Origin of the sequence: uncultured Anaerococcus sp. (assembly GCF_963512375.1) — a bacterium.
Classification (GTDB): Bacteria; Bacillota; Clostridia; order Tissierellales; family Peptoniphilaceae; genus Anaerococcus.
In genome coordinates, this window is record NZ_CAUPMI010000028.1 from 14,704 (window position 1) to 27,444 (window position 12,741).

Sequence of the window (12,741 nt, forward strand, 5' to 3'; positions counted from 1 at the left end):
ATTTGCTTTTGGATGGCCTTAGATACCTTGATATAGATTTAAGGAGCTTAGAGAGGCTAACACTTGTCGAATATAAGCTTTTAATGCAGGCTTACGCTCTTAGAAAGATTGATGAAAAGAAAGAAGCTATTGAGTTTGAGTTTGTAAAAAGAGCCTTAAAAGCGACTGAGGAAAAAGGCAAAAAATCTTACTATGTAGTCAAGGATGTAAAAGAAATCTTTGATTATGAAGAGGCTGAGAAAAAGATTCTTGGCGTAAAGGAAGATGAAGAAAAATTTGATAGATTAAGGCAGATTGCTCTTAGACTTAGAGAATTTAAAAGGAAGGAGGGCGAAATATGAGTTATAAAGTTGAAGCTGTCCTTTCGGCGGTCGATTATGGATTTGCTGCCCAATTTGATAAGGCTACAAAATCTGTTGAAAAACTGCAAAATCAAGCTAAAAAGGTTGGTGATATTAGTAAAAATATAGGGTCAGGAGTTGAAAAGCTAGGTTCTAGCTTGACTAAAGGGCTTACAGTACCTTTGGGTGTGGCTTTTACCGCTGCTGGCAAAAACTTTGCTGAATTTGAAAAAGGGCTAATCGGCGTAGGCAAGACTACTGATATGTCGGGTAAAGACCTTAAGGATTTTGGAAATGAGATATCTAAGATATCATCTAGAATCCCTTTATCTACTACTGAGCTTTTGCAATTAGCTGAAACTGCTGGCCAGCTTGGTATCCATGGTAAGAAAGATTTGCTAGAATTTACTCAGGTTATGGCTGAGATGGGTTCGGCTACTAACTTAGCAGGCGAGGAGGGAGCAAAATCCCTTGCTAGATTTGCAAATATCATGGGTCTAGATGTAGGTAAAAACATTAGACAAGTAGGAAATGCTGTTGTTAGGCTCGGAAATAACTTCGCTACTTCGGAGGGCGAAATTATGGAGATGTCTAAGAGGCTAGCTGCTTCAGGAAGGCTAGTTGGTGTTACTACCCCTGGTGTTTTAGCCCTTGCTACTGCTATGTCTTCTGTTGGTATTAATGCTGAGGCAGGCGGTACTGCTATGTCTACCATCATGAAAAAAATAGGTGATTATGCAGTTGGAAATCAAGGAAGAATTGATGAATTAAACAAAAAGCTTAAAAAGCTTAATAACGCTGAATATGACATGTATAAGTTGTATGACATGATAGACCAAGGCGGTAAAGAGGCAAATGAGGCATTATATGCAATAGCTAAAAAAATAGGCATTACTAAAAAAGAATTAAAGTCTACTGTTGTAGCTGCTGTAGAGAGTGAGAAAAAATTAAACAAGCTGGCTCAAGTTGCTGGCATGAGTGCTGAAGAATTTTCTTCAGCTTGGCGTAAGGATCCTATGATAGCTATTCAAGCCTTTATGAAAGGTCTTGATGACTTGCAAAAATCAGGCGGTGAAATGTCTCAAGTTCTTGACGAATTAGGAATCAGAGGAATAAGGGAGACTAATGCCGTAAAATCTTTAGCCCAAAACCATGAGCTTTTAGCGGATGCAATTGCACAAGCTAACGACGAATATTTGAATGGAAATAACCTAGCTAAAGAAGCTGCTGATGCTTGGAAAGGCTTAAGTGCAAAACTTATAATGTTAGGTAATACCATAAAAAATATAGCTAGAGATATTTTTAGGGTAGTATCTCCTACAATAACAGAGCTTGTAACTAAGCTTAATGAATTGGCTAGTAAATGGAATGACTTAACAGATGAAACTAAAGAAGCTATAGGGCAAACAATCCTTAAGGTTGGGGCTTTAGTGGCTGCCCTTGGTCCTGCTTTAGTAGTAGGGGGCAAGGTTGTGCAAACTTTTAGCCCTATAATTGGCGTTTTAAGTCAAGTCGGCAATGCTTTTGCTAGCTTTACAAGTTTTGTCATTCCAAATATGAAAGGATTTGAGACTGCTGTAAGTGCAGGCGTGACTATAGCAAATGTGGCGATGAAGTCCCTTTTTACTGCTTCGGTGGTGGGGATTGCTATAGCTGGTCTTGGTCTTTTATACTCCAAGTTTGGTGAGCAGATAGATAAACTTATAGAAACTGCAAGAGTAAAGGGTCCTGAAATAATTACAAAGCTTGGAGATGGAATTACAAGTAGACTTCCTGATTTAGTAACTAAAGGTGCTGAGATGGTAAGTCATCTGGCACAGGCTATAGCAGCTAATTTGGGGGCAATTATACAGGTTGGAGCTGATATCCTTGTATCTTTAGCCCAAGGTGTAGCAAAGAACATGGACTCCTTAATTAATTCTGCTTTAACTATAATTAATACCTTAATCCAAGGTATAGCAAATAACTTGCCTAGATTGCTTGAAGCTGGAATCGAGGTTGTATCATCCTTTGCGGAAAGCTTGAGCAAAAACTCAGGAAAACTTATAGGAAGTGCTTTAGAACTTATAGGGTCTTTGCTTGAGGGTATAGTCCATAACTTACCTAGATTAGCTGTTGCAGGTATGCAGGTAGTTTTAAATTTAGGTGATGGAATTATTGACAATCTACCTAAAATTTTAGAGGTGGCTACTAGAGTAGTTTTATCTTTTTTAAGTGGAGTTAAGGAAAATCTACCTAAGTTAGTATCACTTGGCTTGCAGTTACTCCAAAACATGATTGTAGGGATACTGGATAACCTCCCAAGAATGATGGAGACTACAGCTAAAGTCGTAATCACCTTTATACAAGGAATAAATGAAAATCTTCCTCAGATTATATCAAGCGGTGTAGAGTTTACTGTAGCAATCGTAAAAGGAATAATCAGGAATTTACCTGCAATCCTTGAGGCAGGGGCTAAAATCGTAAAGGCTTTAGCTACTGCAATCCTTGAAACCCTTAAAATTCTAACTGGTTCACTTGTAAGTGGCGTAAAAACTTTCTTCACTAGTATTTTTAGCCCTGGTAAGGAAAAGGCTGATGAAACTGGCAGAGATATCAACCAAACCATGGATAGCTTGATAACTGATATTGACAATAAAACTGCTGACATGAGCCTTATCATGGGAAAAAATATCGGCATAGGAAAAGATGATGTTATACGTAATGTTGGAGATATGAAAACCCAAACAATGGGTGATATCTTGGCGATGACAGGCAAAACTACCCAAAATGTAGAAGACTGGACTAAAACTATTAGTGGCAAGTCGGCTGATATGAAAACGAGCGTCTTATCTGCTACTGGTGATATAAGTAGCGATGTGACTAAGAAGTTTTCTGGTATTCAAAGCGATATGTCCTCCAAATATGGTAGGGGTGTCGATGATGTCAAAAGGTCTTCAAGTGAATTGTCGGGAAGATTACCTGCTGATGTTGGTAAGATGAGCAATGCGACTGCTAGGGAGTATGAAAACTTATCTAGAAACATGAGTAGGTCTGCAAATAATATGGATCTAGCGGTTAGCAAGTCCTTTAATAACATCACTAACAATATCAATGCGAGCTTAAGTAGGATAAACTCTAATGCAAATAGCGGTTTAGACAAGCTAGGGGCTAACTTCAACAGGTCTTTTAATAGCATAGCTAACACTGTTAATCAAGGGGTAAGCAGGATAATTGCTAGCATAAATAACATGAATAGCAGGCTAAATTCATCCTTTACCCAGTCTTTTAACAGGCTTACAAGCATGACTAGGACTATGTGGAATAACTTTATAAGTGTGGCTAATAACTCTTTAAATAGGTATTACAGCACTTTTAACATTACCCTTAATAAGACAAATAGGATATATATTGACCACTCAAGCAGGATAAAATCACAGGCTGTTAGCATGTGGAATGGGATTATATCTGCTACTAATCAAGGGGCTAATAGTATGGCCAACGCTTTTGTTCAGGCAGGAAATAGCATGAGAAGTGCAAGCTCTAGGATTGCAGACGGTGTTGTTGATTCTTTTAAAGGGCTAGAAAATAGCATGTATACGCTAGGTTATAACGCTGGTATAGGCTTTAATAACGGTTTAGCAGCTACCCAAAATACGATTTATAGCATGGCAAGTGGCATAGCTAATAACGTTGCTTCTAGAATTCAAGGAGCTTTGAATATTCATTCTCCATCTAGGGTTATGATGAGTCTAGGATCTTATGCAGGTGAGGGATTGGCAATCGGGCTTGAAAAGTCTAAAAGATATGTCAATTCGGCTGTAGATGGATTGAGTGATAGCATACAAGGCGTGAATACTGGCTTTAATTCAAGATATATGGGAATTAATTCAAGCAGGCAGGCTATTCCTATAGTGCTTAACTTAAAGATGGGTAGGAACGAATTTAGGGCTATGTCGAGGGATATAACCCAAGAACAAGGAAAGGATTTAAGATTGGAGGCTAACTTTGACATATAAGTTTGTTGATACAAATGAGGCAGCTTTTAAAAGTTATGCCTCTATCCAAACTATAGTAAACGGAACTAATCTAGATAAATATCTAGATGGCTTTAGGACTCTTAATGTTTCTGGCAGGTCTATAATTGCAAGGGATATAGAAACCTTGCAATATAGCTCTAAAAATAATGCTGGAAGCAAGGCGACTAGGGCAAATAAGGCTAATTTACAGGCTAATAAATTTATATCTTCTACAGTCCAAAACGTGATAATTGAAGTGGAGTTTTTGCTTACTGCTCCCAATAATGAGCTTTTTAGAAAGTATCTTACTTGGCTTACTAAAAATTTGCTGGAGGAAGAAAGCAAGTGGGCTTGGACTGACGACCCTCTCTATTACTATGTGGGTACACTTACTGAAATGGGGAAAGTTACAGAAGACTCAAACACTTACAAATCAAGCTTTAAGATAGTTTGTGTCGACCCTATGAAGTATAGCAAGCAAAGTAAGACTATAAAGGGTACTGGAAGTAAAATTCAGATGCCTAAGACTAGCGATGTAATCGAGATTTTAAATATAAAGCTAATACCTAAGAGGGCTACTGATAAAATTATGATGGTTAATTACAATCAGGAATTGAGAGTGATTTTAGATTATAACTTCAAAACAGGAAATGTAATTAACTTTGCCCCTGATAAGGATGTAAAAATCAATGGTCTAAATGGCATGACTGCCCTTAATCTTATAAGTGATAAGGAAGACTTTAACGCTCAAAGCGAGGAAGTTATAAGCCTTAATACTGAGTGTGATTATGAAATTGAGTACAGGTTTAGGAGTTTTTAAATGCTATATTGTTTTGATAAAAAAGAAAATTTATTAAGGGAAATTAACTCTGATAGCCTTGTATCACCTATACAAACTGAGTCTTTAAACTCCTTGATGATTTTAGAGTTTGGTGTTTTTGTTAAGGATATAGACTTGATGGATGATGTCGAGTTTGTAGCCCATAAAGACATGGAAAATCCTAACAGAATCCAAATGTATAAGGTCCTATCTTCCACTAGTGAAGATACTTACGTATCTTATCAGGCTATCCATATTCTTTTTGATGAATTAAAATCCTATGGATATATAAGGGATAGAAGATTAAAGCAAGTCAAAGCTAGTGCAGCTTTAGAGGTAGTTTTACAAGGCTCTAGGTGGAAGGTAGGGATTTGTGATGATAGTGACCTACTAACTACTAACTTTTATGACTCAAGTAGGCTTGAAGCTCTATCCAAGGTGATTAATGCTTGGGGTTTAGATTTAGACTTTTACCTTACATTTGACGGATCTAAAATATCGGGAAGATATGTCAGATTAGTAGCTAACAGGGGCGAGGACACAGGCGAAAGGTTCGTCTATGGGTCTAATGCCCTTGAAGTAGTGGCTGAGATTGATAAGTCTGAAATCTATACAAGGATTATCCCTAGAGGTAGAGGCGAAGAAAAGTTTGATGAAGACGGAAAAAGCAAAGATACTTTTGGTAGAAGAATAAGAATTGACGAGGTAGTCTGGTCTAGAAGCAAGGGAGACCCTATAGATAAGCCCCTAGGACAAGAATATCTGGAGCTTAAGGAGGCTACAAAGAAGTTTGGCTTCTCAGACGGGACGCCAAGAACCAAGGTGCAAGTCTTTGAAGATATAGAAAAGCCTGAAGACTTAATCAAGGCTGGATATGACTTTCTTGTCAACATCTCAAGGCCTCTAGTGCAGTTTAAAAGCAAGGTTTTTAAAGAGTCTAGGACTAGTGTAGGTGATATAGTTAGGATTATAAGAAAAGACCTAGGTATCTACTATATGACCAGGATTTTTAAGGTCAGAAGAAATCTGATAACAAAGAATGTCGAGGTAGAATTTGGCGATAAGATTGTAAAAAGTCAGCTGGATAGAGAAAAGTCTTTAAAGGTTGACATTGAAGCCCTTAAAAGCAAGCAAAGAGATATGACCCTATCATTTAGAAATAGGGTTACAAAGGCTATGACTGAGGCAATGTTTAATCAGGATGGCTACAATTACGAGCTTAAAAAGGGCAATGAATATGGCTTGCCAGCAGGCTATTATAGCTTTGATAGGGATATAGATGATAATCCTAGCAAGGTTATATATGTCGGTGCTGGGACTATGGCGATTGCTAACTCTAAAAAATCTAATGGCGATTGGGATTTTAAGACCTTTGGCACTGGTGATGGCTTTGTAGCTGACCTTATAATCGCTGGCATGATTAGAGGCGGTAAAGTCAGGTGGAATCTTGATGATGGCACTTTTCTTATCGGTGATTCGGTTGATAAGTATACCATGTATTGGGATGGGTCTACCTTATATTTGAGGAATGTTGATATTGACCTGTCTAATAACTATCAAATTAGCGAGATTAATGAGAAGATAAACGATAGTGTAAATAATTTTAATACCGATATCGTGAATCTAGATAATAAGTTATCAGGTTTGTCTGGGTCGGTTGATGATAGATTTACTGGTCTGTCTAGCTCTGTAGATACAAAAATTAAAGAAGCTAGTGGAGAAACCGATAATAAAATTAAAGAGCTTGGAAGTAAGGTTGAAACTAAATTATCAAATATTACAGGTGAGATTGAAACCGTTAGACAGGATTTTAAGGTCGGCCAAGGGAAGTTTGAGTCATCAATAAATACCAAGATTAAAGATTTATCAACCAATGTTGAAGTTAATTTTAAAGATGTTAACAAGCGTATCAGTGGGAATGTTACAGGAATCGCAAATCTATCTAGTCAGATTAAACAGACAGAAAGTTCTATAAGTCAATCGGTATCAAATCAAATTACAGCGGTAAGAAATGACGTGGATAGTAAGACTGGAAACTTAAAATCTTATGTAGATAGTAACTACTCTACCAAAAACCAGGTAAATAACTTGCTAACTAACGAATCTAGCAAGCTTAAGACCTATGTACAGGATAATTACTCTACTAAAACACAGACTGCTGACTTGATTAAAGGTGAGATATCTAGTGTAAAGGCAATTATTGCTAGTGGGGATAAGGATATAAAATCCTACATTGAGAGAAATTATTCTACTAGCACGCAAACTAATAATAAAATAGCTAGTGAAATATCTAGTGTTAAGAATTTAATTGATAGTGGGGATAGGGATGTAAAGTCTTATATTGAGAGAAACTACTCCACAAAAACTCAGACATCTAGCATGATATCAAGCGAGGTAAGCTCTAAAATCAGTGGGGTCAATAGTCAGATATCTAACCTGTCTAGTAGGCTATCACAGACAGCTAGTGAGCTATCTACAAAGGTTACAAACGGCCAAGCCCAGTCAATATTTAAGCAGGAAGCTAGTAAATTTACTTTTGATGCCAAACAAGTTAATTTCAATAGTGATGTAGACATTAGTGGGACTTTCGAATCAAAAGGAGAGAGGTATTCTTTTGCAGGAGATAAATATTATAGGACTACAGTTCAGGCTAGGAATGGCAGCATTAACTTTTATAGAGGTATTTTTCAACAAGGATATATACTGGGTGTTGATGGGGTAGAAATAGTTAGTGATGAGTCCATTTATCTTAGATACGACTCAAATCAATCTTATAGTAAAAGGCACTCTATTAAAATCGATAGCAGCGGAACTCAATTTAAAGGAAGAGTAGCTTTCGATACAAACGATGTTAATTTTCAATCTATTAATGTAAGTCACATTGAAATCGGACGATTTAGCATATATGACGAACCTTCCTGTTTAGTCATTAGAGATAACCGAATTGACAAAGTAAAAAGAATATATATAGGATATTGAGGAATACAAATGAACGAACAAATAATACAAAAATATGTAAACTTAACAAGTCAAAAAATCTATGATAGCTTTTATCTAGAAACTCAATTAGAAGAAGCTAATAAAAGAATAGCTGAAGATGAAAAAGAAATAGAAAGACTTAAGAATATCCTGGATAAAAACGAGATTTCTTATGAGGAAGAAAAGGAGCTAGGAGATGAAACTAGAGATGAATAAGAAAGAATTTATAGTAGCTAGAGTTAGTCAGGAAAGTGAAGAAGGATTCGCATATATGGATCCATATAATGGGAACCTTTCATTTTTTAGTACAATTGAAAATTCTACAAGGTTAGGGTCTATAGATGAGGCTAGAGAGATTGTCCAAGGGCAAGAAGCTCTAGCCAGAATCTTGAAAAGAGAAGATACCTTTAAAATCCTGGAGATTGAAACAAGTATCAAAGAAATAGAAAACAAATAAAACAATAAGGGCGGTTTGATACGCTCTTTTTAATTTAAAAGAAAGGAGTTTTTATGGCTAACAAGTTAAATACTCTTAATTTGTCGCAAGTTAAAGGTGGGGTTAATATTAAACAAGGAGACTGTAAGTCTGTACTTGAATATGAACTAGGCTATAATGATGGCTCAGATATAATGAGTCATCTAGGTTTAGATGGCAAAACTGCTACAATCAAGCTTTATAATAAGCATAGAAAAACTAAATGGAGTAAAACTGGTGTAGTTGAAAAAAATAAAGTAAGTTTTACAATTAGTGAAGCTTTGGGGCTAGGTTTATATACGCTTGATATAGAAGTTGATGGCCACATCTTTCCATCTGATGGGGAAGCATATGTCAGAGTTAATGAGGGCTATGAATCTTATATTGATAATGGGTCTGCTGTTGTGGCTGTGGCTACTGCGAAAAATATTGCCAATGAAGCTATAAGACTTGCTGTGCTTGAAAATGCGGAAAAGATTAAAGGTCAACAAGGTAGACCTGGGGACTCTGTAAGGGTTGCTAGTGTGACTAAGTCGGGAAGTACAAACAAGGTTACATTTACAGATGGAAAGACCTTGGCTGTAGAAGATGGTAAGGGTGTTTTTGTTGAATCTTACAGGATTTTGAGTGATGGAAACACTGAAATCAAGTTTACAGATGGTAAGACTGCTGTTATCAAAAAAGGAGATGATAGCAAGGTTGTATCAAGCAGGTATGACTCTAATGGCAATACGATTATAAGCTTTAATAATAACAGTCCTGATGTGACTGTACAAAGGGGAAAGATAGGTCCAAAGGGTGATTATGGTAATTCTGTGAATATAGCGAGTGTGACTAAGTCTGGCACTACAAATACTGTTAGGTTTACAGACGGTAAGACTATGATTGTTGAAGATGGTAAGAGTGTAAATGTGTCATCTACAAGGATTTTGGATGATGGTAATACGGAAATAACTTTTACAGATGGTAAGAAAGCTATTGTTAAGAAAGGTCAAGACGGGACTGTTAAATTTGATGATTTGACAGAAGAACAAAAGAAATCCTTACAAGTTGATGTGGTTGATGACTTGACAAGTGGTGGCAAGGATAAGGCTTTGTCGGCTGAACAGGGGAAGATTCTTGCTGGCAGTGTACAAAAACTACATGATAAATTGTTTCCACCTAAGGTTATGACAGCTGTTATTGACCAATCCGATTCTAATCCACTCACCTGTATCACTTATGAAGATGACGCAAAGATGATGGAAAAGGGTAGTCCTGAATGGGATGATTTCTTTCAAAGTCAATTGGTATTGTTCAAAGATGGTAAAGAAGTTAGGGAATTAGAGGATAGTGAACTTAATGGTCTAAAGCCTGAAGATGGGGATGTTATGGTACGTTTCCCAAGAAAGGGTCTTAGGATAAAGACTGTAGGAGAAAAAGTTTATGTATCAATGACAGATTCTCCTAATGACCCTGATTTTAAGTATTATGCACACTCTAGGGGTGATAGTCCAAGAGATGCTTTTTACCTGGGTGCTTATTTAGGCAGTGAAAAAAGTGGTAAGCTAAGGTCAATTACTGGAAAACTTTCTATAGGAAATAAAACTATAGGTGAATTCAGAACTATTGCACAGGCAAATGGGGCGGGATATGAACAATTGGCTTTTTATCAATGGACTTTCTTGCAAGCAATGTATGTGCTAAAATATGGGAATCTTGATTCACAGAAAGCTCTAGGTGAGGGTAATACTGGCGAATATAATCGTGGTCAAGTGACTGGTGGAACCAATGGTAATGGTGTTGATTTTGGAACAACAAATGGCACCGACCAGGTGAGATTCCAATGGATTGAAGACTTTTTTGGGACTAAATCACAATGGTGTGACGGTTGGCAAAGCGGTGGAAGTTCTAATGTCTTAATTGGTACCGATAATTTCAATGATAGCGGTTCAGGTTATTCGTCATATAACATTGGATTTAGAGGATTTGTAAGTGGATTTCCTACAAAAGTTCAAGGAACAAGCGAATTGGGTTTTTTAATAAAAGCTAGTGGTGGCTCAAGTAGTACTTATTATTGTGATGAACAAGTTGTTTATGGATATATTAGTGCATTTGCCTTTGTAGGTGGTAGCTATAGTGCTTATTCTGACGGGGGTGCTTTCAATCTCTATGCGAGTAATGACGCGTCTAGTTCCAACTCGACTATCAGTGCTCGCTTGATGTTCCTTTAGTAGTCAATACCAAAACACTCACAGGAGGTATAGATGATAAAATTAAAAGATGTAGTCGGGTCTAAGGAGGCAAGCAAAGAACTTGTTATCGGTAAGGATACTGTTTATATCCATACTAATATTAGACCTTATGAAGATAAAAATAACGAAGACAAAGAAAAAAAGTCTGACCTTTATATTTATGATGAGGTGCAGATGAGTAAGGATGAATACTTAGAAATGTTTAAAGATAATGTAGATCAAGCTAAAAATCTAAGCAATGATAGATTAACAGACATTGAGTCAGCTATCACTATGTTAATGGGAGGTATATAATGTTAGGATTTGCAGTAAGGATATTCGCCAGGACTATCATAAGAAGAAGTGAAGAAGAGAAAAAAACTTATAAAGATTTACTAGATGAGTATCCAAAGCTTACAGAAAATGATAAGGCAGAGATACTAAAGCAAATTGAAGAATGGAGTAAGGAGAATTAATGGTAAAAATAACAATAGAATTATTGCATAAACAAATAGGGGACTTAATTACTAGTCCCCTTTATCATTGCCTACTATGGCTAATAGTTTTTGATATAATTGCAGGATATGTAAAAGCTTTCAAGACTAAGAGCTTTGACTCAAAAATATCTACAAATGGATGGCTTAAACACGGGTTAGTTTTAATGCTAATGACAGTAATAGGAGTCTATGCAAGGGCACTTGATTATGTTTTTATAAGTTACTTCGTATGCCTAGGATTTATAGGATCATATGGCTTATCTTTATTAGAGAACCTGGATATTATAGGAGTACCTTATCCAGAAAAGTTTAGACAGTTTTTTAAGCAAATGAAAGATAATGATTTAGTGCAAATTAAAAATGATGGAAAAATAAAGATAGATGTATCTGATGATGAGAATATAACAATTAATAAAGATTAGCTAAGGCTAGTCTATTTTTATGCTTAAAAGGAGAAATTATGACAAAGATAGAACAATTTGTACAAGAAGCTATAAGAATTGCTAATGATAACAGACATGGATACAGTCAAATAGACAGGTGGGGACCAATTGATTATGATTGCTCAGGATTAGTGATTTCTGTCTTAGAAAGGGCAGGTATTCCTGTTAAAACAGGCGGAGCAACTTATACTGGTAATATGTATAGTGTGTTCCTTAAGCATGGATTTATAGATGTTACCAACTCAGTTAATTTAAGGACTGGAGCAGGTCTTAAGCGTGGAGATATATTGCTAAATCCAAGAAGGCATACAGAAATCTATATTGGTAACGGCAAAATGGTTGGAGCTAAAATAGATGAAGTAGGTGGCATAATAGGAAGAAGAAAGGGAGATCAAACTGGCAGAGAGATATGTGTATCATGTTATAAAAATTACCCATGGACATGTGTGCTAAGGTATACTGGAGATAATACTCCTGTAAAAACTTTAAATGCTCAACCCTCTAGACCTATCCAAGGCAAATTTATAAAGACTGAACATTGGTATGGGATTACTCAAGCAGTTTGCAATGTAAGAAGTGCTCCATCTACAAGTGCAGCAGTTGTCGCTCAGTATGGAAAAGGTGACAGGATAAACTATGATTCTGTATATGAGGGTGATGGATATAGGTGGCTTTCTTATATATCTTATAGTGGTCAAAGGAGATATGTAGCTTATAGGAGATTGTATGGGGATACTACTCCTTGGATAAGAGTGTAGGATAAAAAGTACACGAAAAGAAGTATAATTTTAGTAAATAAAAAAACTACTGATGTAGTGGTATATCAAAATCTAGAAAAAAGTTTATGCCGATTGGCTACAGTACAAAAATATATAGAAAAGAGGAAACTCTTAACTCTTATGTATAACGTAAAACCTACCTGTGCTGGGGTAGGTCTTTTTAGTACCATAAATAGTGTAAGAAAGAAAGTAATTT

Annotated in this window: 11 protein-coding genes; all 11 read left to right on the forward strand. The window is 36.4% G+C overall.

Annotation, left to right across the window (positions count from 1 at the left end):
* The first annotated feature begins 8 nt into the window (after positions 1-8).
* From RRB46_RS09900 to RRB46_RS09950, 11 genes are read left to right on the forward strand one after another with little or no spacing between them, the layout of a single operon-like run.
* Positions 9-341, forward strand: a complete 333-nt coding sequence (locus tag RRB46_RS09900; RefSeq protein WP_311538409.1) for a hypothetical protein — start codon at positions 9-11, stop codon at positions 339-341.
* Positions 338-4,339: a phage tail tape measure protein gene (locus tag RRB46_RS09905; RefSeq protein WP_311538410.1), complete on the forward strand. Its 4,002-nt coding sequence runs from the start codon at positions 338-340 to the stop codon at positions 4,337-4,339. Before RRB46_RS09900 ends, RRB46_RS09905 begins: the two co-directional genes overlap by 4 nt.
* Positions 4,329-5,159 carry a hypothetical protein gene (locus RRB46_RS09910; protein ID WP_311538411.1) on the forward strand — a complete coding sequence of 277 codons (831 nt, stop codon included), beginning with the start codon at positions 4,329-4,331 and terminating at the stop codon, positions 5,157-5,159. Before RRB46_RS09905 ends, RRB46_RS09910 begins: the two co-directional genes overlap by 11 nt.
* On the forward strand, positions 5,160-8,138 hold the full coding sequence (locus tag RRB46_RS09915; RefSeq protein WP_311538412.1) for a phage tail spike protein: 2,979 nt from the start codon (positions 5,160-5,162) through the stop codon (positions 8,136-8,138). It abuts the gene before it with no gap.
* 9 nt (positions 8,139-8,147) lie between these two features.
* Positions 8,148-8,354 (forward strand): hypothetical protein, encoded by a 207-nt coding sequence (locus tag RRB46_RS09920; protein ID WP_311538413.1) that lies wholly within the window; start codon positions 8,148-8,150, stop codon positions 8,352-8,354.
* The gene (locus RRB46_RS09925; RefSeq protein ID WP_311538414.1) at positions 8,347-8,595 is read left to right on the forward strand and encodes a hypothetical protein; all 249 of its coding nucleotides are present in this window, start codon (positions 8,347-8,349) and stop codon (positions 8,593-8,595) included. The genes RRB46_RS09920 and RRB46_RS09925 overlap by 8 nt, the downstream gene beginning before the upstream one ends.
* Before the next feature lie 53 nt (positions 8,596-8,648).
* Entirely contained in the window at positions 8,649-10,826 is a 2,178-nt protein-coding gene (locus tag RRB46_RS09930) for a hypothetical protein (RefSeq protein WP_311538415.1), read from the forward strand.
* Between the two features lie 33 nt (positions 10,827-10,859).
* On the forward strand, positions 10,860-11,141 hold the full coding sequence (locus RRB46_RS09935) for a hypothetical protein (protein ID WP_311538416.1): 282 nt from the start codon (positions 10,860-10,862) through the stop codon (positions 11,139-11,141).
* Entirely contained in the window at positions 11,141-11,302 is a 162-nt protein-coding gene (locus RRB46_RS09940) for a hypothetical protein (protein ID WP_311538417.1), read from the forward strand. The genes RRB46_RS09935 and RRB46_RS09940 overlap by 1 nt, the downstream gene beginning before the upstream one ends.
* Positions 11,302-11,745 (forward strand): phage holin family protein, encoded by a 444-nt coding sequence (locus RRB46_RS09945; RefSeq protein ID WP_311538418.1) that lies wholly within the window; start codon positions 11,302-11,304, stop codon positions 11,743-11,745. The genes RRB46_RS09940 and RRB46_RS09945 overlap by 1 nt, the downstream gene beginning before the upstream one ends.
* Before the next feature lie 38 nt (positions 11,746-11,783).
* The gene (locus RRB46_RS09950) at positions 11,784-12,524 is read left to right on the forward strand and encodes an SH3 domain-containing protein (protein ID WP_311538419.1); all 741 of its coding nucleotides are present in this window, start codon (positions 11,784-11,786) and stop codon (positions 12,522-12,524) included.
* The last annotated feature ends 217 nt before the right edge of the window (positions 12,525-12,741 follow it).